Genomic DNA, 20903 nt, shown 5'->3' with positions numbered 1-20903 from the left:
TGCTGCACCTGCTGTCGGCGAAGGGGGCGCTGGACGGGGGCACGGTGCGGGTGCGCACGCTGACGCTGCCGGACGCCTACCAGGACCACGACACGCCCGAGCGGCTCTACGCCGAGGCCGGCCTCGATGCCGCCGCCATCGTCAAGACGGTGCAGTCGGTCCTCCCCGACGAGCCGCGGGCGGCCAAGCGCCCCAGCCGCGATTCCAACGTCGTCAGCGTCTCGCGCCGTCCGCGCTGAGCGAAATCAGGTCCCGGACGGGCCCGACGCCACGGACCGCGCGGCGGGCTTGCGCTTGCGGGCATCCGCCGAGCGGATCGCCTGCCAGCCGTTCGGCTGCGATACGAAGGCCCGGAGCGCGGCGGCGTTCTGGGCCGCCGCCTCGGGGCCGAGGTCGGGCCGCATGATCGCCTCGGCCTCCGCGGACCGCCCCTGCAGGCCGAGCACCAGGGCGAGGTTCTCGCGCACCCGCGCATCCGCCCGCGGGTCGGCGGCGGCCTCGCGCAGCACCTTCTCGGCCTCCGGCAGGCGCTTGGCGAGGGCGTAGGACAGCCCGAGATTGGACAGGACGCCCGGCTCGCCGGGGACGATCTTCAGCGCGGCCCCGTAGTAACGCTGTGCTTGGTCGTGGTCGCCGAGCTGGTCCGCGACCGCGCCCTGCGTGGAGAGGACGCGCCAGTCGGGATTGGCCGGGCTGTGGGCGTTCTGCAGCACCTCCGCGGCCTCCGCGAAGCGTCCGGCCTCCGCCAGCGTCTTGCCGTAGGCGGCGAGCACCGCCGGGTTGCGCGGGTTGCGCAGGGCGGTCTGCTGAAGCACGGCGGCGGCCTGGGAGGTCTGGTCGGTGGCGCGCAGGGCCGCCGCATACGCGATGGCGTTGCCGACATCGCCCGGGTTGTTGTTGTAGCGCGAGGCCAGCCGGTCGAGGTTCGGGCGCTCCTCCCGCTTGCCGATTCCCAGATCGATGGCGCCGATCGAGCCGGTGGTCGTCGGCGAGTGCGACAGGCACCCGGACACGGCCAGCGCCAGGGCTCCGGCCGCGAGAAGGCGCATCGGCGCGGAACGCGACAGGGTGCGGGCGGACCTCATCCGGCTCTCCTCAGGCGGGCGCGGGCGAAAGACGGGTCTCGCCGCGCTCTCCGGGGATAGACCGTTAACCCTAACCAGCGGTTAACGATGAGCCTTTGATTTCGTTGGGGAATTTTTCGTCGCGCATCGCCCCGGGGCGCGGGCCCGCTCAGCGCTTGCCGAACCCCTGGGTGTAGATCGGCGTCAGCATCGGGCCCGGCCGGTGATTGGCGGCGTTGATCTGCTTCATGCGCTCGCCGTAGCCGCTCGTGTCCTGGCAGGCGTAGAGGCGGTTGGAGGGGCCGCCGTACCAGCGGCAGTCGCGGGCCGAGGCCGCCCGCGAGAGGGAAGCGGCCGCGGCGAGGGCGGCCGCCGTCAGGATGAGCGTCTTGCGCATGGGGGGCTGGTCTCCCGCCGCCGGACCGCACCGTGTCCGCGCGACGCCCGGCTGTCCTAGCGGCCGCCGCCCGGTCCCGCCGTGCGGGCCGGCACGGAGGCCTTCGGCGCCTCGGCGGCGGTGGTCCCCGTGGCAGGGACGCGCCGGCTGCGCTACCCCTTCGGTTCCGGCCCCTCCGCAATCCTGGATCCGCCCGTGACCCTCACCCCCGATGCCGCCCCCGTCCGTCCGATCTGGTGCGTCGCGGCCGAGGAATGGCCCGCCTTCGCCGAGACGCTCCCGGCGGCGGCCGCCGCCTTCGCCCGCGCCACCGGCTTTTCGGGCAAGCCCGGATCGCACTGCGTGCTGCCCGACGAGGCCGGCGGGATCGCCGGCGTGGTGGCCGGGATCGATCCGCAGGGCGACCCCTTCGCGGCGGGCCGGCTCGCCGACGCCCTGCCCGAGGGCCGCTACCGCTTCGCCGCGCCGCCGCCCGACCCTGCCCTCGCCGCCCTGGCCTGGCGGCTCTCCGCCTACCGCTACGGCCGCTACCGGGACCGCCCGGTCCCCGGCGCCGTGCTGGAGATCCCCGAGGGGGTCGATCCGGCGGAGATCGGCCGGGTCGCCGACGCGGTGGCGGCCGGCCGCGACCTCATCAACACGCCGGCGAACGACCTCGGCCCGGCCGAGATCGAGGCGGCGGCCCGCGCCCTCGCCGAGCGCGCGGGAGCCTCCTGCGCGGTGGTGTCGGGCGAGGCGCTGGAGCGGGACTTCCCGATGATCGCGGCGGTGGGCCGCGCCTCGGACCGGGCGCCGCGCCTGATCGACCTCACCTGGGGCGACCCGGCCGGGCCGAAGGTGACGCTGGTCGGCAAGGGCGTCGCCTTCGACACCGGCGGGCTCGACATCAAGCCCTCGGCCGCGATGCTGCTGATGAAGAAGGACATGGCCGGCGCCGCCGTCGCGCTCGCCGCCGCCGAGATGATCATGGGGACCGGCGCGGCCGTGCGCCTGCGCGTGCTGATCCCGGCCGTGGAGAACGCCATCTCCGGCAGCGCCTTCCGGCCCGGCGACGTGCTGCGCAGCCGCCGCGGGCTCAGCGTCGAGATCGGCAACACCGACGCGGAGGGGCGCCTGATCCTCGCCGACGCCCTCGCGCTCGCCGACGAGGAGAGCCCCGACCTCCTGATCGATTTCGCGACGCTCACGGGCGCGGCCCGGGTGGCGCTCGGCCCCGACCTGCCGGCGCTCTTCACCGAGGACGACGCGCTCGCCGCCGAGATGGCGGAGATCGGCCGGGCGGTGAACGATCCCGTCTGGCGGATGCCGCTCTGGGCGCCCTACGCGAGCCTGCTCGACTCGAAGATCGCGGACATCAACCACGTCTCGGGCGGGCCCTTCGCGGGGGCGGTCACGGCCGCGCTGTTCCTGCGCCGCTTCGCCGGGGCCGCGAAGGCGCATGCCCATCTCGACCTCTACGGCTGGAACCCAAGCACCAAGCCCGGCCGCCCTGAGGGAGGGGAGGTGCAGACCGCCCGGCTGGTCCACGCGCTGGTCCGGCGGCGCTACGGCTGAGCCGCGGCCGCCGGACGCGGGCGGCGGTCAGCGCCGCAGGATCTTGGTGACGATGCGGCCGACCAGGGTGCTCGAATCCGCGTTGCGGGTGTCGTAGCGGTCCTCGGGCCGGAGGTTCGGGTCGTCGTTGCCCAGGATCTTGGTGACGATGCGGCCGATCAAGCTCATGGCGGTCCCCTTCGCTGGCGGGCGCTTGCTGCCCAGTTCCGGGAGTCAACGAGGAGACAGGCTCAGCCGTTCCGCGCGGACGCGCCTCACGTCCACTCCGCCATGGCCTGGAACACCAGGGCGTGGCGGGCGGCGAGCGCGTCGACATCCGCCGCGTAGCCGCCCCCGATCACCGCCGCGAGGGGGATGCCGCGGCGGCGCGCCTCGCCGACCACGTGCCGGTCCCGGGCGAGCAGGCCCTCGTCCGTGAGCGCGAGGCGCCCGAGGCGGTCGTCCCGGTGCGGGTCGACCCCCGCGTTGTAGAAGACGAGGTCGGGCTGCAGGAGGTCGAGGAGGCGCGGCACGTGCCGGACCAGAGCCGCCATGTAGCCGGCATCGTCGAGCCCGTCCGGCAGCCCGATATCGAGGTCGCCCGGCACCTTGTCGGTCGGGTAGTTCTTCTCGGCATGCATCGAGAAGGTGAAGAGGTCGGGCTCCCGCGCGAGGCAATCGGCGGTGCCGTCGCCCTGGTGGACGTCGAGGTCGATGACCAGCGCCCGCCGGATCGCCCCCTCGCGGTGGAGCCGCAAAGCCGCCACCGCCACGTCGTTGAGGACGCAGAATCCCCCGCCCCCGACCCGGCGCCCGTGATGGCTGCCGCCCGCGGTGCTGCCCGCGAGCCCGCCCGCGAGCGCGAGCCGCGCGGCGAGCAGCGTCCCGCCCGCCGAGGCGAGCGAGCGGCGCGCCACGCCCGCGTCCACCGGCAGGCCGATCCGCTTCTCGACGGCCGGCGGCACCGTCGCGGTGAGCACCTGCTCGACATAGGCGCGGTCATGCGCCAGCGCGACCGTGTCCGCGTCCGCGGGTTCGGGCCGCACGAAGCCCGCCGGCACGAGGCCGCGCACGGCGAGGATCTCGGCGAGCCGCCCGTATTTCCGCATCGGGAAGCGGTGGCCCGCGGGCAGGGCGGCCTCGTAGGCCGGATGGAAGACGACCGGCAGCATGCACCCTCCCCGTGGGGGCAAGATGGGCTTGGTCCTCCACGGCCGGAGCGCGACCGCACGCCGCAAGCCGCCCGGGCGGGGTTGAGGTGACGCTGCGTTCGGCCCAAGGTGGGGGCGGCTGCGCTCCGGCGTGGACACGGTTTGAACACGAACCTCACCGACCCTTGCGGCAGCGGCCGAGTGGACGGGCGGCGGGGGCAACGAGCAGCCGGGGGCATGCCGGGACGGACACGGACGGCTTTTCGCGCGCGCGGAGCGCGCCGCATGGGGTCGCAGGGCCGGCCGCTCGCGCTCGCGCTGGTGGCCGGTCTGAGCGGCGTGCCGGAGGAGGCGCGGGCCTTCGACCTGTTCGGGCTGTTCGGGACCGAGGAGGCCCCGCCCGCCCCGCGCGCGGACGCCCTGCCCTACGCGGTGCGCCTCCAGGGCGTCGAGGACGACGACCTCCTCACCGCGCTCCAGGACGCCTCGACCCTCTACCGCCTGCGCAACGAGCCGCCGCCGGACGCCGAGGGGTTGCTGCGCCGCGCCGAGGCCGACGCGACCCGCCTCGTCGACGCGCTCTGGGGCTTCGGCCACTATTCCGGCGCGGTGAGCGTGCGGATCGAGGACGTGGTGCTGGGCGGCGAGGCGGCGGCCCGGGGCGCCGTGCGCGCCGCCGAGGCGGCCCGCGGCCGCCGCCTCGTGGCGGTGCGGATCGGCGTCGAGCCCGGGCCGGTCTACCACCTGCGCGGCATCACGGTCCGCGACGCCGGCGGGCTCCCCCTTGACCTGCCGCCGCGCGTCACCCGCCTCGAGGGCGACGTCCCGGCCCGATCGGCCACCGTGCTCGCCCGCGAGGCCCGGATCGTCGACGCGCTCCGCGCCGAGGGCCATCCCTTCGCCAAGGTGGTGCGGCGCGAGCCGGTGGTGGACCACGCGGCGCGGGCCATGGACGTCGCCTTCAAGGTCGATCCCGGGCCGCACGCCACGCTCGGTGCCGTGACGGTGCGGGGGACCCGCGACCTCGACCCGGCGGTGGTGCGCTCCTTCATCTATGCGGAGCCGGGAGATCCGTATTCGCCCGAGGCGATCGCGGGCATCCGCCGCTCGGTGACGCGGGTCGAGGCGGTCGGCGGCGTGCGGGTGCGCGAGGGCGAGGCCCTCGACGCGAACGGCCAGCTCCCGGTCTTCGTCGACGTCACCGAGCGGGCGCCGAACCTGCTCGGCGTCTCGGCGCGCTACTCCACGGTCGACGGGCCGGGCGTGCGGGGCTACTGGGCCAACCGCAACCTGTTCGGCGGCGGCGAGTCGCTCCGCCTCGACGCCGACCTGTCCTATCTGGGCCTTGGCCAGGACTACTACGCCCGTCGCCGCAAGCTCGCCGGGATCGAGACCAACGGACTCGGCGGGCGCTTCGCGGCGACCTTCGTCAAGCCGGCCCTGTTCGGGAGCCGCAACGACCTCCTGGCTAGCGCCTTCATCGGGCGCGAGGTGCAGCAATCCTACCTCAGCGACGCCGCCGGCGGCACGGTCGCGCTGCGCCACCGCTTCAGCGACACGGTCTCGGCGCAGGCGGGGATCGAGGGCCAGGTCGGCTCGTCCCGCGACGCGCTGGGCAAAGTCGATTACCGCCTCGTCGGCCTGCCGGTCTCGGTCGCCTACGACTCGACCGACAACCTCCTCGATCCGACCAAGGGCATCCGCCTCACCGCCTCGGCCATTCCCTATCCGAGCGTCCTCGGCTCGGATCCGGGGATCTTCGTCGCGAAGGCGCAGGGCTCGACCTATCTGGCCCTCGACGACGAGGCGAACACCATCCTCGCCGCCCGGATCGGCTTCGGCTCGATCACCGGCGCCAGCCTCGCGGCGATCCCGGATTCGATCCGCTTCTTCGCGGGCGGCGGCGGCTCGATCCGCGGCTATTCCTACCGCACGGTCGGGCCGATCGGCCCGTTCCAGCTCCCGATCGGCGGGCGCTCGCTCCTCGAAGGCTCGGTGGAGGCGCGGATCAAGGTCACCGACACGATCGGCATCGTGCCGTTCCTCGACGCCGGCACCGCCTTCGCGTCGAGCCTGCCGGATTTCAACGAGCGCATCCGCTACGCGGCAGGCCTGGGCCTGCGCTACTACACGGGCATCGGCCCGATCCGCGTCGACCTCGCGGTGCCGCTCAACCCCGACAAGGCGCTCAAGCAGCCGCCGGTGGCGCTCTACATCAGCATCGGGCAGGCCTTCTGATGGAGACGCAGGGGACCGGCGCCCACGCCGCCGGCGATGCCGCCAGATCGCTCCGCCCTCTGGGGGGAAAGGCCTCGGGGCTGCGCGCGCTCGCCGCCCTGGCGCTGCTGCTGCTGTTCGGCCTCGCCTGGCTCGGCCATTCGGCGATCGGGCGCGCCGCCGAGGGCGAGACCACGATCCTCGGCGATCTCCTCTCGCGCGCCCTCTCGACGCCCGCCTCGCGGGTGGCGATCGGCGCCGTCGACGGGGCGCTCTCCTCGGACGCCACGATCCGCGACGTCACCGTCGCGGACCGGGACGGCGTCTGGCTGAAGCTCGACCGCGCCCGGCTGATCTGGCGGCGCACCGCCCTGCTGTCCCGGCGGCTCGAGATCGACCGGCTGGAGATCGGGCGCCTGGAGGTGCTGCGCCGGCCCCTCCCGAACCCCGTCGCCACCCCGTCGACCGAGCCGCTCCTCCCGGATCTGCCCGTGAAGGTCGAGGTGAAGGCCTTCACCCTCGACGAACTCGCGCTCGGCGAGCCGGTCCTCGGCCAGGCCGCCCGGCTCGCCGGGGCCGGACAGGCGCGCCTCGGCGACCCGCGGGAGGGGCTCGACCTCGCGCTGGGGATCCGCCGCCTCGACCGGCCCGGCACCGTCACCCTCAAGCTCGCCTACGTGCCGGCGGGGCAGACGCTGGACCTGACGCTCGCCCACGACGAGCCGGAGGGCGGCCTCGCGGCGCGGGCCCTCAACCTGCCGAACCTGCCGCCGGTGACACTCAGCCTCGACGGGCGCGGCCCCCTGGACGCCTTCGCGGCGCGCCTCGCCTTCCGAGCGGGCGAGGGGATCGGCGCCGAGGGCAAGGCCCGGATCGACCGCGTCGCGGCCGAGCGGCGCATGGGTCTCGACCTCGCCGCGCGGATCGAGGGCCTGGTGCCCGGCCCCGCCGCCGCCATCTTCGCGGGCACGACCCGCCTCGACGGGGCGCTGCGCTTCGGCGACGACGGCGCGGTCCGCATCGACACCCTCGCCCTCACCTCCCGCACCGCCACGCTCACGGCGACGGGCGGCCTCGACGCGGCCTCGACCGCCGACCTGACCCTCGCGGCCCGCGCCCTCCCGACCGAGGATGGGGTCACCCGGACCGGGGCGGGCGAGGTCGGGGCGCTGACCTTCGACGGCAGCCTCAAGGGCCCGCTGGCCGCGCCGCGCCTGCGCGGCACCCTGCGGGCCGCGGGGCTGCGCGCCGCCGACAGCCATCTCGACCGGGTGAGCGCCGACCTCGCCGTGGAGCCCCTCGCCCGGACCGCCGAGGGCCAGCCCTTCGCGCTCTCCGCCGACGCCGCGGTCGAGGGGCTGCACCTCGCCGATCCGGGCCTGCGCCGGGCGGTCGGCCGCGAGGCCCGGTTCACCCTCCGGGGGCAGCTGCGCCCGGACGGGATCGCGGATCTCCGGACGCTCGCCCTCGACGCGCCGCAGGCGACGCTGCACTACGCGGGCCGCCTCGGCCGCACCGACGTGACCGGGACCCTGCGCGCGGAACTCGGCGACCTCGCGGCCTTCTCGCTCGTCGCCGGGCGGCCCCTGGCCGGGCGCCTCACCGGCACCGCCCTCCTGTCGGGGGATCCGACCCGGGGCGGCGTGACCGCGTCCGTCGAGGCGGCGGGCGAGCGGCTCGCCCTCGGCACCCCCGCCCTCGACCGGACGCTCGGCCCCGCGCCGCGGTTCAGCGGCCGCCTCATCCGCCTGCCCGACGGCTACGCGGTGGAGGCGGCGCGCCTCGACGGCGCGGCGGTGAGCGGCACCGCCGCGGGCCGCGCCACCCTGGCCCAGGCGGATCTCAGCGCCGAACTCGCCCTCGCCGACCTCGCGACCCTGCATCCCGACCTGTCGGGCGCTGCCCGCCTCACCGCCGCCCTCACCGGCTCGCTGGAGCGGCCGGACCTCGCGCTGCGGGCCGCCGCACCCGCCGCCCGCGCGCTCGGACGTCCCGTCCGCGACCTCGGCGCCGAGGCGCTGCTGCGCGACGTCACCGGCCGGCCCGAGGGCACGCTGCGCCTCTCCGGCCGCGTCGACGGCAAGCCCCTCGCCGGCGAGGCCCACCTCGCCCGCGCGCGCAGCGACTGGGTGCTCGACCGGCTGGTCTTCGGGCTCGGCTCCGTCGACCTGCGCGGGTCGGCGGCGCTCGGGGCGGAGAGCGGGCTCGCCGAGGCGGAGCTGACCCTCCGGGCCGGCGACCTCGACGACCTGTCCGCGCTGGCGCTGACCCGGCTCGGCGGCCGGCTCGACGCCGCCATCAGCCTCGACCGCGCGGAGGGACGTCAGGGCGGCCGGTTGCGCGCGACGGGCGAGCGGCTGCGGGCCGCCGGCCTGACCCTGGCGCGGCTCGACGCGGACCTCGCCGGCCACGACCTGCGGGCGGCGCCGCGCCTCCAGGGGCGGCTCGCGGCCGAGCGCCTCGCCGTGGCGGGCGAGACCGTCGAGACGATCCGCTTCGACGCCGTTCCGGCCGGGGAGGCGAGCGACCTGACGCTTCAGGCCCGCGCCCGCGGCTTCGCCGTCGACGGGGCCGGCCGGCTGGGGGCGGCGGGTCGGCCCCGCCTCGACCTCGCCCGGCTCACCGCCCAGCGCGGCGGCGACCGCCTCGCCCTCGCCGGCCCGGCCTCCCTCACCCTCGACGGGCGCGACCTCGTCGTCGAGCGCCTCGCGGTGGCGGCCGGTTCCGGCCGCGCCAGCCTCGACGGGCGGCTCGGCTCCCGGCTCGACCTGCGCCTCTCCCTCGCGGGCGTGCCGCTCTCGCTGGCGCGGCTCGCCGCGCCGCGCCTCGCGCTCTCCGGCACCCTCGACGGGGAGGCGGTGCTGGCCGGGCCGGCCGCGCAGCCGGAGGGGCGTTACGCGCTGCGCGTCGCGCGGCTGGTGACGCCGGAGACGCGGTCCGCCGGCCTGCCCCCGATCGAGGCGCGGCTGCAGGGGCCGATCCGCGACGGGCGCGCCGGGATCGACGGCACGGTGGCGGCCGGGCGCGGGATGCAGGTGACCCTCGGCGGCTCGCTGCCGGTCGATCCGGGCGGCGCGCTCGCGCTGACCGCCCGCGGCAGCCTCGACGCGGCTCTGGCCAACACGCTCCTCGCCACCGGCGGGCAGCGGGTGACGGGCCGGGTGACGCTCGACGGGGAGGTCGCGGGCACGCTCGCCGCGCCCCGGGTCGGCGGCAGCGCGACGCTCGCGGGCGGCAGCTTCAGCGATCCCCTCCAAGGCATCCGGCTCACCGACATCCAGGGCCGGGTGAGCGGGCGCGGCGACGCGCTCGCGATCGAGCGGCTCACCGCGGCGACCCGCAACGGCGGCACGATCCGGGCGGAGGGCCGGGTCGCGGTGGCGCCCGAGGCGGGGTTCCCCGGCAGCTTGACCATCCGGGCCGACAAGGCCGAACTGGTGTCGAGCCCGCTGATGACCGCCGTGGCCGGCCTCGATCTCGCATTGTCCGGCCCGCTCGCCCGCACCCCGCGGATCAGCGGCCGGGTCGACGTGGTCTCGCTCGAGGTCGGCATCCCGGACCGGTTGCCCGCCACGGTGCAGCCGCTGCCGGGCATCCGCCACGTCAACGTGCCGGAGCCGGAGCGCCGCCGCCTCGCGGCGCGGGAGCGGGCGCAGGCGCGGGCCGGCCGCAAGGCCCTGCCCTTCGACGCGAGCCTCGACATCGCCGTGAACGCGCCGGGCCGCATCGCGGTCCGCGGCCGGGGCGTCGACGCGGAGCTCGGCGGGGCGCTGCGCCTCACCGGGACCTCGCGGGCGCCCCTCGCCAACGGTGCCTTCGCCCTGCGCCGCGGGCGGATTCAGATCGTCGGCCAGCGCCTCGACTTCGACCGCGGCCGCCTAACCTTCGCGGGCGACCTCGCGGCGCCCGACCTCGACTTCGAGGCCAGGACCCAGGCCGGGGACGTCACCGCCCGCATCACGGTCAGCGGACCGGCTGACCGGCCCGCCTTCGTGCTCAATTCCGACCCGGCCCTGCCCCAGGACGAGGTGCTCTCGCGCCTGCTGTTCAAGAAGGCCTCGGGCGGCCTCTCGCCGTTCCAGGCCCTCCAGCTCGCGCAGGCGGCGGCCCAGCTCTCCGGGAACGGGGGCGGGCCGGACGCCTTCGAGAGCGCCCGCAAGGGACTTGGCCTCGACGCGCTCGACGTGCAGGGCGGGTCGAAGGGCGGCGCGGCGGTCGGCCTATCGCGGGCGCTCGGCGACAAGCTCTCGCTGGGCGTGAAGGCCGGCGCGCGTCCGGAGGACAGCGGCGCCACCCTGACCTACGACGTCACGGGCCGGATCAAGGTCCAGGGCGAGGCCGGCGCGAACGGGGCGGCGGCCGTCGGGGTCGGGGCGGAATGGGAGTACTGAGCGCCGGCGCGTGATGCGGCGGCCTTTCGGAGAGTCCCTTTACGCAGCGTTAGAAGATCATCTCCATGATGGCGGGCATGGCTCGCCTCTCAGAATTCCTGCGTCAGCGAAACGGGGCGAGCGCCGTCGAGTTCGCGATTGTGTCGTCCATGCTGACGCTCATCATCGCATTCATCATGGTCTTCGGCTTCAATACCTTCGTCGGTCAGTCTCTGGACCTCGCGACGAGCCGGGCAGCGCGTCAGATCATGACCGGCGCCGTTCAATTGAAGGGATTGACCAGGGACAAATTCCGTTCCGACGTGTTTTGCAAGGATATATCCAGCACAATTTCTTGTGATGACGTTGTAATCAATGTTTATAAAGTCGATATATCATCTTATACTGCAGGTTACTTCCAGTTTATCAACGATAATTGGACGAACATCAAAATTCCACCGCTCGATCGCGGCCAAGAAACCTTCGAACTCGGCAATCAGGGGGAGTATCAATACATGATTGCCGTCTACCCGGTGACCATGATCCCACCGGTGCTCAGCAGCGTCCTGACGAGCGCCACCGCGACCTATCGCGGCCGCCCGGCGTTGCTCGCCATCGCCACCGCGGCCTTCCGAAACGAGAAGTACTGATGGCCCCGGCGCTTCCCCGTTGGAGGGCGTTCGGGGCCGAGCGCCGGGCAATCGCCGCCGTCGAGTTCGCCCTGGTCCTACCGCTGCTGCTGACCATCTCGCTCGGCGGCTTCCAACTGGTCGCCTACATCGACAGCGTCCGGAGAGTCGAGCGGGTGGCCGCCTCGGTCGGCCAGATGCTCACGCAGGCGGATTCCGGTGACGCGAACACCGCGCTGGTCACCGCGAACGATCTCCTCATCAGCGCCGGCGCCGCGACGGTCCTGTTCCCCTACGTGCTGCAGGATGCGGCCCGCCGCGGCCTGTCCTGGACGTCGGCGATCTCGATCAACGCGGCGAGCATCCGGTTCACGCCCGTCGCCGCCGCTCCCTCTTGCGGCGACAGCGCCGACATGAGCCGCTGCTACGCGGCGACGGTCGTGTGGACGACCAAGATCGATGCCAATCACCGTGCCTGCGGCGTTCCGCTCAGGGCCGCGCCCAACGAGGACCCCCCGGCGCCCGACACGCTGCCCCGCTCGATCTTTGGCCCAGGCTCCGTGATCGCCGTCGATGTTGCGTTCGACTACGAACCGGTCGTCGGAACGCAACTGGTACCGAAGGTGCGCGTCGCCCGCACCGTCTACCTGCAGCCCCGCTACGCGACGCTGATCAGCGCCGACCCGGTGACCACCCAGGGAATGGTCCTCACATGTCCCGAATCCTGAGATGGCGGACCCGTCCCCGCGGCAGGACCGGATTCGGCGCTGCGGTGAGCGGCAACGTGGGTCTCATCGTGGCCTTCTGCCTGATCCCCTTCGTCGGGTTGATCGGCCTGTGCATCGATTACGGCCTGGCGATCAGCAGCAAGGTCAAGCTCGACGCCGCCGCCGACGCTGCCGCCCTCGCGGCCGTTGCGACGGCCAAGGCCTACATCGCGGCCAACGCATCGGCCCCGGACGCTTGGAAGTCCGGCATCGAGGTCGGCAGGACCAAGGGAGCGAATACCTTCGCGGTGAATGCGGGCACGACGCCCTTCACCCAGTATACTCTTGCCCCAATCGACCTTCAGAAGTCGGGCCGCACCCTCAGCGCAACGGTGTCCTATAGCGGTAGCATGGCGGCTAAGTTCGGTCCGATCTTTGGTATTCGCAGCATGGCCGTTGAAGGCAAGGCCGTTGCCAGGACCGATGTGCCTAGTTACTTAGATTTCTTTTTGCTGATCGATGTATCCGGGTCGATGGGATTGCCTTCAACCCCTGAAGGGCAGTCAAGCCTGGCGAGCTACAATAATGATATGTTCGGCGACTATAAGCAGGGCTGTCAATTTGCCTGCCATTTTCCCGGATATAATGGATACGATCTGGCGCTCAAGTATGGAATACAATTGCGATCGGGTGCGGTAAACGTTGCAGTCTGCAATTTAATTCGCCGTGCCTCGAAGCCGCTCGTCGCCAATCAATACCGTATCGGGCTCTATCCGTTCATTTCGGAGATGGCAACGCTGCAGCCGATCAGCCTCAACATGTCGGCGCTTTCCAGCAAAGCCGGATGTGGTAGTAACAATCCCGCCGTCTTCACCGAGCTTCTCGACACGGGAGTAACGCAGCTTGCCGTCAATGGCGACCCATCGACCGGGACGGGTAGCGGCGGAACGCATTTTGAGGCTGTGCTCCGCGACATCGCCACGACGATAGCGGCGAGCAACGGCTTCGGTGACGGCCTCACCCAGGCCAAGCCAAAACCGTTCATCTTCTTGATCACCGATGGTATGCAGAACAATCAGAGATTCATTGTTTCTTCGAGTGGTAAATATATCTACTCAGGTAATCCGTCTCGATTCAGAGAATATGGAGATGCGAGGTGGTCGGACGGTGGCTCGCAACCCTCTGTGATCGATCCGTCTCTATGCACAGCATTGAAGAATTCTGGTGCTACAATATCGATACTCTACATCCCCTACATTCGGATCGAATTCGTCGATAGGGGCGGCGGAGTCGCTGCGGAGAACAAGAAAGTGAACGCCTTCAGCCCTTCTGTTCCCAATGCCCTCTCCGCGTGTGCATCATCCCCCGATTATTTCCACACAGCGGGGTCGCCCGACGCCATCGACAAGGCGCTCGACGCCATGTTCTTCCAGGCGAACCAGGTCACCCATCTCGCCGAGTGACCCTCACCCCCGCCGCGCGGTGAGCAGCGAGGCCGCCGCGACGGCGAGCGCCACGGTGCCGACGAGCAGGGTCGAGATCGCGTTGATCTCCGGCGTCACCCCGAGGCGGATCTGGCTGTAGAGCCGCATCGGCAGGGTGGTGGCGCCCGGCCCCGAGACGAAGCTCGCGATCACGAGGTCGTCCATCGACAGGGTGAAGGCCAGGAGGAAGCCGGCGAGCATTGCGGGCAGGATCAGCGGCAGGGTCACGGTGCGGAACACCGTCGCCGGCGCGGCGCCGAGATCGGCCGCCGCGTCGAGGAGCGCGCGGTCGAGGCCCCGCAGGCGCGCCTGCACCACCACGGCGACGAAGCAGAGCGTGAAGGTCGCGTGGGCGACCACGATCGTCCACAGGCCGCGGTCGATCCCGAGCGCCACGAAGAGCAGCAGCAGCGAGAGCCCGATGATCACCTCGGGCATCACCATCGGGGCGACGACGAGCCCCGAGAACAGGACCCGGCCCGGGAAGCCCCCGCGCCGGTCGAGGGCGAGGGCCGCGAGCGTGCCCAGCACCGTGGCGAGCGCCGCCGAGGCGAAGGCCACCTCAAGGCTGGTGAGGGTCGCCTGGACCAGGGGCCCGTCCGCCGCCAGGCCCGCGTACCAGCGGGTCGAGAAGCCCCCCCACACGGTCACCAGCCGCGAGGCGTTGAACGAGAAGGCGACGAGGAGCAGGATCGGCCCGTACAGGAAGGCGAGGCCGAGGACCAGGGCGGACACGACCAGCGGGTGGGCGCGCGGGCTCATCGGGGGCGCTCCGCCTGGCGGGCCTCCGCCTCGCGGAACAGCACCACGGGTCCTGCGACGATCACGAGCATCAGCATCGCCACAGCGGCGGCGAGGGGCCAGTCGCGGTTCGAGAAGAACTCGCTCCACAGGACCCGGCCCAGCATCAGCGTGTCGGACCCGCCCAGGAGGTCCGGGATGATGAATTCGCCGATCATCGGGATGAAGCAGAGGAGCGCGCCGGCCACGAGGCCGGGCCGGGACAGGGGCAGCGTCACGGTCACGAAGGCCGTGAGGCGGGTCGCCCCGAGGTCGCGGGCCGCCTCGACGAGCCCGCGGTCGAGGCGCTCCAGCACCGCGTAGAGGGGCAGCACCATGAAGGGCAGGTAGGCGTAGACGAGGCCGATCAGGATCCCCGCAGGGGTGTTCAGGATCTCGACCGGGTGCGCGACCACGCCCAGCGCGAGCAGCGCCCGGTTGAGGAAGCCGTCCGCCTTCAGGATCGCGATCCAGGCGTAGACCCGGATCAGGAAGCTCGTCCAGAACGGGATGATCATCAGCGCCACGAGGAGCGGCTGCCGCCGGCGCGGCGCCCGCGCCATGCCGTAGGCGATGGGATAGCCCACGAGGATGAGGAGCCCCGTGGCGGCGAGCGAGAGCCGGAGGGAGGTCAGCGCCGCGTCGAGGTAGAGCGGGTCGGCCGCGAGCGTGCGGTAATTCTCGAAGTCGAGGGCCGCGAGGAAGTCGGCCCAGCCGGCCACGCCCGCGTCGAGGTCGAGGACGGGCGTGTAGGGCGGCAGCGCGGTCGCCGGGTCCGAGAGGCTGATCTTGAGGACGATCAGGACCGGCACCCCGAAGAACAGCAGCAGCCAGCAGAAGGGCAGCGCCGGGACCAGGGCCGCGCGCAGGCGGTCGGCTCGGCTCACGCGGGCACCAGCCCGGCCGCGCCCGCCGGCACGCCGAGGCGCACGGCGCCGCCGGGATCGAGCGGCGCGGCGCCCGCCGGCCGCGCGGCGCGCCATTCCCGACCGTCCGCCAGCCGCGCCCGGTAGAGGATCCGATCGCCGAGAAAGGTCGATCCGGTCAGGGTGGCGGGCAGCCCCTCCCCGTCCGCGCTCAGCGCCACCCGCTCGGGCCGCAGGGCCAGGAGCGCCGCCGCACCCTCGGGACCCGCGCCGTGGTGGTCCGTGCCGGTGAGGGGTCCGAGCGGCGTATCGAGGCGGCGCACCGCGCCCCTCTCCCCCGGGCCGAGCCGGCCCTCGATCAGATTCACGTCGCCGAGCAGGCCCGCCACGTAGCGGGTGGCGGGCCGCTCGTAGAGGTCCGCGGCCGGCCCGACCTGGACGAGCCGGCCGCGATCCATCACGCCGATGCGGTCGGCGAGCATCATCGCCTCCGGCGGATCGTGGGTCACGACCACGAAGGTGGTCCCGAGCTGGCGCTGCAGGCCCCGCAGCTCGGCCTGGGTCTGCTCGCGCAGGGTGCGGTCGAGGGCGCCCAGGGGCTCGTCGAGGAGCAGCACGCGCGGGCTCCGGGCCAGGGCCCGGGCCAGCGCCACCCGCTGGCGCTGGCCGCCGGAGAGCCGGTCCGGCCGGCGCGCCTCGAAGCCGTCGAGCTGGACGAGGCGCAGCAGCGCCGCGACCCGCTCGGCCACCGCACGCCGCGCCAGCCCGGCGCGGCGCAGCCCGTAGCCGACATTGTCGGCGACGCTCAGGTGCGGGAACAGCGCGTAGGACTGGACCATCATGTTGACGGGCCGCCGGTGCGGCGGCACGCCCGCGAGGTCCTGCCCGTCGAGGAGGATGCGCCCGCCGGTGGGGTCCTCGAACCCGGCCAGCATGCGCAGCAGGGTCGACTTGCCGCAGCCGGACGGGCCGAGCAGGCAGAAGACCTCGCCGGCCGGCAGGTCGAGGCTGACGTCCTGGACGGCCGCAAGCGCCCCGAAGCACTTGCTGACGCTCTCGAAACGGAGCCGGCCGGGGAGCGGGAGGGAGGAATCGGGCAAGGGCGCGGAGTCTGGCCGGGGCGGTCGCCCTTTCAGCCAAGAACGCGGCCATCCGTCAAGGCGTGCCGCAATGGGCGCGGATCAGGGAGTCGAACATCGGGAACGGGCCGCCCGCCACGTCGAAGGGGGAGAACACCATGTCCTGGTCGGGCACCGCCGCGAAGGTCCGGAACTCCGTCGGCACGCCGAGGTCGTCCCGCGTGCTGATCTCGCCGCACAGCACCACCGGCGGCCCCGCGCGCCGCCGCAGGTGGCGCAGCCGCATTCCTGCCGGATCGCGGGATTCGGTGCCGAGATTGCGCAGCACCATCGCGAGTTCGGCCGGCAGCAGCGCGCCGCCCGATTGATCGATCACCGTCTGGGCGCGGGCGACAGGACCGCCGAGGAGCAGCAGAGCCACCGTGATCCTGGTGCGGCGACGCATCCCGGCCTCCCGTGGCGAGCGAAGGGCCCGCTCTCGCAGGCTAGAGCGGTGCCCGGTCACGTTGCAATCGGGCACCGCTCCAGGTCTTTGTTTTTCGCCGCGTTTTTTGCGACGAACCGGCATCCCCTTCGTCGGAAAAGGCTCTCGCGCCATGAGGCGCATGGCACCGGTCCGGCCTCGGACCGGCGACGGAGAGCGGGCCTCGCGGCGCAACCCTCGCCCGCCCGGGGGATCCGCGCGGGTGCGGCGCCCCGCGCGGGCAACCCCGGACCAAGGTGGGGGGCGGCCTTATCTTGTGAATGAGCGAGGTCGCCGTGTATTCGTCAGATGACACGCGTCGATCCCGCGTCGCTTTCCTCGACCCTGGCGGGATCCGCACTCTCCTCCCGAGACGTGTCGCGACTTGGCGTCTCTCTCCCTGCCGGAGAGAGACGCCCTCTCGCCTCGTGGCGGGATCGCGCGGGTTCACGGATCGAGGATCACCCGGTTGGGCAACTCGTCGGGGTCGTCGGGCGCGGCCGGCAGGACGGGCGCGAGGCGCGCGCCGAGTTGCGTCACGGCCGCGATCAGGGCCGCCTCGGCCTCGCCGCGCCGCAGGCCGGCGCCGAGTTCGGCGAGGAGGCCGCTCCAGGCCTCCGGCGTCAGCCGGGCGAGGATGCCTTCGTCGGCCACGATCTCGGCGTGCCGCTCCGCCAGCGCCAGGAACAGCAGCAGGCCGGTGCGCTGCCGGGTGCGGGTGAGGCCCCGGGCGCGGAAGGCCAGCCGCGCGGCGTGGCGCACGCGCGCCCGCCGCAGCGCGCGGGGCACCAGGGCGAGGCGCAGGCGCTCGACCTCGCTCAGGGACAGGATCAGCGCGATGCAGGCGGCCTGCGCGAGCAGGATCAGGCCTGCGCTCCAGCCGGTGAGCCAGAGGAGCGGCCAGGGCAGCGCGAGCCCGGCGACCAGGGCCGCGGTCAGCACGACGGAGCGGTAGAGCCCGGCCCGGGCGCTCACCATCACGACGATCTCGGCTGCCGTGCCGGCCTCGGCCCGCGCCACCGCCTGCGCCACCCGCGCGCAGGCCTCCGCCGACAGGAGATCGCGGGCCCTACCAGTCACCGGAGGCCCCTCCCCCACCCGACGAGCCGCCCCCGCCCGAGAAGCCGTCACCGAACCCGCCCGAGGCGCCCCCGCTCCAGCCGCCCGAGGTGCCCCCGCTCCAGCCGCCCGAACCGGGGCCGGGCAGCACCACGAGGCCGCCGCGCCCGGCCCGGTTCATCCGCCACAGCACGAAGACCACGAGCAGGAAGAAGGCGATGAACAGGACGACCTGGGCGGGGTCGACCTCGTCGGAGCGCACCTGCGGCTTGCGCTGCCATTCCTGGGCATCGCCGGCCAGGATCGACAGGATGCCGTCGACGCCCGCGTTGATCCCGCCCGCGAAGTCGCCGGTCTTGAAGCGCGGCGCGATGGCGCTGGCGATCAGGACCTTGGACAGGGCGTCGGTGAGCGCCCCTTCGAGGCCGTAGCCCACCTCGATGCGGACCTTGCGCTCCTTGGGCGCGACGAGCAGCAGGACGCCGTTGTTGGTCTTGGCCTGGCCGAGCTTCCAGGCGCGGAACAGCTGGTTGGCGTAGTCCTCGATCGTCGTGTCCTGGAGACCCGGCACGGTCGCGACCACCACCTGGTCCGAGGTCCTGTCCTCGTGGGCCTTGAGCTTGGCGTCGAGGTCGGCCCGCTGCTGCGCCGTGAGCAGCCCCGCGGCGTCGACCACGCGGCCGGTGAGCGGCGGGAAGGACAGGTCCGCCGCCAGGGCCGCCGCGGTGGCGAGCGCCAGGATCAGGACGGCGATGGAGAGTCGCAGCGCCGAGGGGGCGGCCGCCATGGCGGCGCGCCTAGAACTTCACGTTGGGCGGCCGGGCGGCGTCGGGCGTCGCCGTGAAGGTCTCCATGGGCTTGGCGTCCGGATAGAGCACGGCCGCGATCCAGCGCCCGGGGATCGTCCGCACCTCGGTATTGTAGGCCTGCACGGCCGTGATGTAGTCGCGCCGCGCCACGGCGATCCGGTTCTCGGTGCCTTCGAGCTGCGATTGCAGGGCCAAGAAGTTCTGATTCGACTTGAGGTCGGGATAGCGCTCGACCGTGACGAGGAGGCGGCCCAGCGCGCCCGAGAGCTGGTTCTGGGCGTCCTGGAATTCCTTGAACTTCTGCGGGTCGCTGACCGTGCCCGCGTCGACCTTGACGCTGGTCGCCTTGGCCCGAGCCTCGGTCACGCCGATCAGCACGTCCTTCTCCTGCTGGGCGTAACCCTTCACGGTCTCGACGAGGTTCGGGATCAGGTCGGCGCGGCGCTGGTACTGGTTCTGCACCTCGCTCCAGGCCGATTTCGCCTGCTCCTCCAGGACCGGCACCCGGTTGACGGCGCTGCAGCCCGACAGGCCGGTCGCCAAGGCCAGCAGCGCCACGGCACCGGCCATCCGCGACGGCCACGCGCGGCCGCGCCGCACGCCTCCCCTCCGCTCCGCGTGCATGCGATGTCCTCCTCGGGGCTGCGCTCCCGCGCCGGGCACCCTCGACTTGCCCGCCCCGTTGCCCAGCGTCAAGTCGCGGCGAGGGGCGGGGTCGTGACAGGACGCGCGGAAACGGGCAGGCTCTCCGGGCGGCGAGGGGCGGAGACCAGCGCCCGCCGCGGGGGATGCGCATGGAGAGTGGGATGCCTCGCTACCATTTCGACGTCCAGTCCGGCTCGGGCCTCGTCTGCCAGGACTTCTCCGGCCTCGACTGCCCCGACGACGCGGCCGCCCTCGCCGTGGCCCGGCACGGGGCCGGCTTCACCTCGCACGACGAATGTGCCCGCAACCCGGTCCTCACCCGCTACCGCTTCGCCGTTACCGATGAGGCGCACCGGCCGCTGTTCGAGGTGCCGTTCACGGATCTGGAGCCGGAGCCGCCGCCGCGGCGGGTCAAGAGCCGCCCCGCTCGACAGTGACGTTGGGGAATCTTGCCCTTTCGTCACGCCGTGGGAGGCGTGGCGGATGGGGGAGTTGCCTCAGGCCGGGGATCCGGGGCGAGAGGATCGCCTCCTGTCGCAACGGAAACTGTGCTGCCGGCTTGCGAGCGCGACGCTGACCTTCGTCGTCGTCCTGCTCCACCTCCCCGCCCTGCTGGAGGTCGGACCCTGGCATGGCGTGAGCGCAGTCTTGATCGCGCTCGGTTTCGCTATGTTGTTCTTCGCGCGCCCGATCTTCGATCGCGCCGGCACGCGGCCGGGACGGTCCGCTGCGAGCGGGTGGCGGCGGGCCGTCCTGGAGACCGGCGCCTCTCTCTTCCTGCTGTTGGTGTCTCTCCGCGACTTCACATATCTGATCCCCGCCTATGGCGAAGGGAGCGCCCTGCTCGTCCTGGCTCTCACGCTGGTCTGGTATCGCCACGCCGTCAGGTCGCCGGATTTGCGGTCCCCGAAAAAGGCCATGACGGGACGGCCGCGGGACCCGGCAGGACGGCACGTCGATCGGCCCTTCTATTGGAGCAACCCTATCCCTGGCTGAGAGCCTTCCTGAGGGCATCGTTCATCCGGCCCTGCCATCCCGGTCCGGTGGCGCGGTACCGCTCCAGCACGTCGCGGTCGACGCGCAATGAGATCGCGACCTTGGTGGGCGATTTCTGGGGGCCGCGGGTTCGCGTCAGCGCGGCGTAGGCCTCCGGCATCGCCTCCCGGAACGGTCGCGCGGTGCGCATCTCCTCCTCGGTCAGAGGGGGATTGTCGCTCACCTCGTCCCAGTCGTCCTGGGTGTAGTGCGGGTTCGGCACGTAGCCGGGGGCATGGTCAGGAGCTTTGGGCATGGAGGATTCCATCCTTCGGGCCGGCGGGGCGGAGACTGACGAGGGACAACGCTTCGGAGCCGAGGGGTGGCAGGATGGCGACGACGACCAGCCTGCCGTCGAGCCAGCCGATCAGCTTGAAGCGTGAGCGGCCCGTGCGGCTGGGCTTCGTTTCGACCCTCACGGCCGATGCGCAATCGAAACCCGATGCGAATTCCGCGAAATCCAATCCGTGCTTGGCGATGTTCGCCAGCCGCTTCCGCTCATCCCACTCGACCCGCATGCAGATTGCATGTGCGATCTGACTGCCGAGGCAAAGCCGGGCCCGTCATACGGTGTCCGATTGATCGCTTCAGGCGATCCTGTCGGATCCCTTGGCG

Annotated in this window: 21 protein-coding genes and 1 pseudogene; 9 read left to right on the top strand and 13 right to left on the bottom strand. The window is 72.8% G+C overall.

What is annotated here, in order from left to right:
- Positions 1-239: pseudogene (locus ACW9J6_RS20890) on the top strand (1-deoxy-D-xylulose-5-phosphate synthase); the annotation flags it as partial.
- 6 nt (positions 240-245) lie between these two features.
- Here the strand turns inward: ACW9J6_RS20890 and ACW9J6_RS20885 are convergent.
- Together ACW9J6_RS20885 and ACW9J6_RS20880 are read right to left on the bottom strand one after the other, a co-directional pair.
- A complete protein-coding gene (locus ACW9J6_RS20885) occupies positions 246-1085 on the bottom strand; it encodes a tetratricopeptide repeat protein (RefSeq protein WP_457118430.1) in 840 nt (279 codons plus the stop codon).
- Positions 1086-1233: 148 nt separating this feature from the next.
- Positions 1234-1461 carry a hypothetical protein gene (locus tag ACW9J6_RS20880; protein ID WP_457118429.1) on the bottom strand — a complete coding sequence of 76 codons (228 nt, stop codon included), beginning with the start codon at positions 1459-1461 and terminating at the stop codon, positions 1234-1236.
- Positions 1462-1656: 195 nt separating this feature from the next.
- Between ACW9J6_RS20880 and ACW9J6_RS20875 the strand changes: the two genes are divergently transcribed.
- Positions 1657-3015, top strand: a complete 1359-nt coding sequence (locus ACW9J6_RS20875; protein WP_457118428.1) for a leucyl aminopeptidase family protein — start codon at positions 1657-1659, stop codon at positions 3013-3015.
- Positions 3016-3042: 27 nt separating this feature from the next.
- Here ACW9J6_RS20875 and ACW9J6_RS20870 read toward each other — a convergent pair whose 3' ends face one another.
- Both ACW9J6_RS20870 and ACW9J6_RS20865 read right to left on the bottom strand, forming a co-directional pair.
- On the bottom strand, positions 3043-3183 hold the full coding sequence (locus tag ACW9J6_RS20870) for a TFIIS helical bundle-like domain containing protein (RefSeq protein WP_457118427.1): 141 nt from the start codon (positions 3181-3183) through the stop codon (positions 3043-3045).
- A gap of 86 nt (positions 3184-3269) precedes the next feature.
- On the bottom strand, positions 3270-4166 hold the full coding sequence (locus tag ACW9J6_RS20865; protein WP_457118426.1) for a histone deacetylase family protein: 897 nt from the start codon (positions 4164-4166) through the stop codon (positions 3270-3272).
- Between the two features lie 264 nt (positions 4167-4430).
- Here ACW9J6_RS20865 and ACW9J6_RS20860 point away from each other — a divergent pair, with 264 nt between their 5' ends.
- The 5 genes from ACW9J6_RS20860 to ACW9J6_RS20840 all read left to right on the top strand — a co-directional run bounded on the left by ACW9J6_RS20860 (position 4431) and on the right by ACW9J6_RS20840 (position 13531).
- The gene (locus ACW9J6_RS20860) at positions 4431-6383 is read left to right on the top strand and encodes an autotransporter assembly complex protein TamA (RefSeq protein WP_457118425.1); all 1953 of its coding nucleotides are present in this window, start codon (positions 4431-4433) and stop codon (positions 6381-6383) included.
- Positions 6383-10753: a translocation/assembly module TamB domain-containing protein gene (locus ACW9J6_RS20855; RefSeq protein WP_457118424.1), complete on the top strand. Its 4371-nt coding sequence runs from the start codon at positions 6383-6385 to the stop codon at positions 10751-10753. Before ACW9J6_RS20860 ends, ACW9J6_RS20855 begins: the two co-directional genes overlap by 1 nt.
- Positions 10754-10818: 65 nt before the next feature.
- Positions 10819-11382 (top strand): TadE/TadG family type IV pilus assembly protein, encoded by a 564-nt coding sequence (locus tag ACW9J6_RS20850; protein WP_457118423.1) that lies wholly within the window; start codon positions 10819-10821, stop codon positions 11380-11382.
- Positions 11382-12089: a TadE/TadG family type IV pilus assembly protein gene (locus ACW9J6_RS20845; protein WP_457118422.1), complete on the top strand. Its 708-nt coding sequence runs from the start codon at positions 11382-11384 to the stop codon at positions 12087-12089. Before ACW9J6_RS20850 ends, ACW9J6_RS20845 begins: the two co-directional genes overlap by 1 nt.
- 44 nt (positions 12090-12133) lie before the next feature.
- Positions 12134-13531, top strand: coding sequence for a pilus assembly protein TadG-related protein (locus tag ACW9J6_RS20840; RefSeq protein ID WP_457118421.1), 1398 nt, complete (start codon positions 12134-12136; stop codon positions 13529-13531).
- Positions 13532-13534: 3 nt separating this feature from the next.
- On the opposite strand, the gene ACW9J6_RS20835 is transcribed toward ACW9J6_RS20840, so the two are convergent.
- The 7 genes from ACW9J6_RS20835 to ACW9J6_RS20805 form a co-directional block, all read right to left on the bottom strand.
- Positions 13535-14314, bottom strand: a complete 780-nt coding sequence (locus ACW9J6_RS20835) for an ABC transporter permease (protein WP_457118420.1) — start codon at positions 14312-14314, stop codon at positions 13535-13537.
- The gene (locus ACW9J6_RS20830) at positions 14311-15315 is read right to left on the bottom strand and encodes an ABC transporter permease (protein WP_457118419.1); all 1005 of its coding nucleotides are present in this window, start codon (positions 15313-15315) and stop codon (positions 14311-14313) included. The genes ACW9J6_RS20835 and ACW9J6_RS20830 overlap by 4 nt, the downstream gene beginning before the upstream one ends.
- Entirely contained in the window at positions 15216-16298 is a 1083-nt protein-coding gene (locus tag ACW9J6_RS20825; protein ID WP_457118418.1) for an ABC transporter ATP-binding protein, read from the bottom strand. Before ACW9J6_RS20825 ends, ACW9J6_RS20830 begins: the two co-directional genes overlap by 100 nt.
- A gap of 55 nt (positions 16299-16353) precedes the next feature.
- The gene (locus ACW9J6_RS20820) at positions 16354-16722 is read right to left on the bottom strand and encodes a hypothetical protein (protein WP_457118417.1); all 369 of its coding nucleotides are present in this window, start codon (positions 16720-16722) and stop codon (positions 16354-16356) included.
- A 465-nt stretch (positions 16723-17187) separates the two neighbouring features.
- Positions 17188-17820 (bottom strand): TPM domain-containing protein, encoded by a 633-nt coding sequence (locus ACW9J6_RS20815; RefSeq protein WP_457118416.1) that lies wholly within the window; start codon positions 17818-17820, stop codon positions 17188-17190.
- Entirely contained in the window at positions 17810-18586 is a 777-nt protein-coding gene (locus ACW9J6_RS20810) for a TPM domain-containing protein (protein WP_457118415.1), read from the bottom strand. The genes ACW9J6_RS20815 and ACW9J6_RS20810 overlap by 11 nt, the downstream gene beginning before the upstream one ends.
- Before the next feature lie 10 nt (positions 18587-18596).
- A complete protein-coding gene (locus tag ACW9J6_RS20805) occupies positions 18597-19178 on the bottom strand; it encodes a LemA family protein (RefSeq protein WP_457118436.1) in 582 nt (193 codons plus the stop codon).
- Positions 19179-19414: 236 nt separating this feature from the next.
- On the opposite strand from ACW9J6_RS20805, the gene ACW9J6_RS20800 reads away from it, so the two are divergent.
- Together ACW9J6_RS20800 and ACW9J6_RS20795 are read left to right on the top strand one after the other, a co-directional pair.
- Positions 19415-19690, top strand: a complete 276-nt coding sequence (locus ACW9J6_RS20800; RefSeq protein ID WP_457118414.1) for a DUF6894 family protein — start codon at positions 19415-19417, stop codon at positions 19688-19690.
- Positions 19691-19736: 46 nt separating this feature from the next.
- Positions 19737-20249 (top strand): hypothetical protein, encoded by a 513-nt coding sequence (locus ACW9J6_RS20795; RefSeq protein ID WP_457118413.1) that lies wholly within the window; start codon positions 19737-19739, stop codon positions 20247-20249.
- Here the strand turns inward: ACW9J6_RS20795 and ACW9J6_RS20790 are convergent.
- Both ACW9J6_RS20790 and ACW9J6_RS20785 read right to left on the bottom strand, forming a co-directional pair.
- On the bottom strand, positions 20236-20544 hold the full coding sequence (locus tag ACW9J6_RS20790; RefSeq protein ID WP_457118412.1) for a BrnA antitoxin family protein: 309 nt from the start codon (positions 20542-20544) through the stop codon (positions 20236-20238). The genes ACW9J6_RS20795 and ACW9J6_RS20790 overlap by 14 nt on opposite strands.
- Positions 20528-20806 (bottom strand): BrnT family toxin, encoded by a 279-nt coding sequence (locus ACW9J6_RS20785; protein ID WP_457118411.1) that lies wholly within the window; start codon positions 20804-20806, stop codon positions 20528-20530. Before ACW9J6_RS20785 ends, ACW9J6_RS20790 begins: the two co-directional genes overlap by 17 nt.
- Between the last annotated feature and the right edge of the window lie 97 nt (positions 20807-20903).

The sequence above is a fragment of the Methylobacterium sp. JK268 genome (genome assembly GCF_054052225.1).
The sequence above is the reverse complement of the archived record's forward strand: the minus strand, read 5'-3'. Positions and strand labels throughout refer to the sequence as shown.

Coding starts and splice junctions, on each gene's coding strand:
- ACW9J6_RS20800 (WP_457118414.1), top strand. CDS start 19,415: ATGCCTCGCTACCATTTCGACGTCCAGTCCGGCTCGGGCCTCGTCTGC.
- ACW9J6_RS20820 (WP_457118417.1), bottom strand. CDS start 16,722: ATGCGTCGCCGCACCAGGATCACGGTGGCTCTGCTGCTCCTCGGCGGT.
- ACW9J6_RS20795 (WP_457118413.1), top strand. CDS start 19,737: ATGGGGGAGTTGCCTCAGGCCGGGGATCCGGGGCGAGAGGATCGCCTC.
- ACW9J6_RS20870 (WP_457118427.1), bottom strand. CDS start 3,183: ATGAGCTTGATCGGCCGCATCGTCACCAAGATCCTGGGCAACGACGAC.
- ACW9J6_RS20790 (WP_457118412.1), bottom strand. CDS start 20,544: ATGCCCAAAGCTCCTGACCATGCCCCCGGCTACGTGCCGAACCCGCAC.
- ACW9J6_RS20850 (WP_457118423.1), top strand. CDS start 10,819: ATGATGGCGGGCATGGCTCGCCTCTCAGAATTCCTGCGTCAGCGAAAC.
- ACW9J6_RS20880 (WP_457118429.1), bottom strand. CDS start 1,461: ATGCGCAAGACGCTCATCCTGACGGCGGCCGCCCTCGCCGCGGCCGCT.
- ACW9J6_RS20885 (WP_457118430.1), bottom strand. CDS start 1,085: ATGAGGTCCGCCCGCACCCTGTCGCGTTCCGCGCCGATGCGCCTTCTC.
- ACW9J6_RS20855 (WP_457118424.1), top strand. CDS start 6,383: ATGGAGACGCAGGGGACCGGCGCCCACGCCGCCGGCGATGCCGCCAGA.
- ACW9J6_RS20860 (WP_457118425.1), top strand. CDS start 4,431: ATGGGGTCGCAGGGCCGGCCGCTCGCGCTCGCGCTGGTGGCCGGTCTG.
- ACW9J6_RS20785 (WP_457118411.1), bottom strand. CDS start 20,806: ATGCGGGTCGAGTGGGATGAGCGGAAGCGGCTGGCGAACATCGCCAAG.
- ACW9J6_RS20865 (WP_457118426.1), bottom strand. CDS start 4,166: ATGCTGCCGGTCGTCTTCCATCCGGCCTACGAGGCCGCCCTGCCCGCG.
- ACW9J6_RS20845 (WP_457118422.1), top strand. CDS start 11,382: ATGGCCCCGGCGCTTCCCCGTTGGAGGGCGTTCGGGGCCGAGCGCCGG.
- ACW9J6_RS20835 (WP_457118420.1), bottom strand. CDS start 14,314: ATGAGCCCGCGCGCCCACCCGCTGGTCGTGTCCGCCCTGGTCCTCGGC.
- ACW9J6_RS20805 (WP_457118436.1), bottom strand. CDS start 19,178: ATGGCCGGTGCCGTGGCGCTGCTGGCCTTGGCGACCGGCCTGTCGGGC.
- ACW9J6_RS20810 (WP_457118415.1), bottom strand. CDS start 18,586: ATGGCGGCCGCCCCCTCGGCGCTGCGACTCTCCATCGCCGTCCTGATC.
- ACW9J6_RS20830 (WP_457118419.1), bottom strand. CDS start 15,315: ATGGCGCGCCGCGCGGCCGGCGGGCGCCGCGCCGCTCGATCCCGGCGG.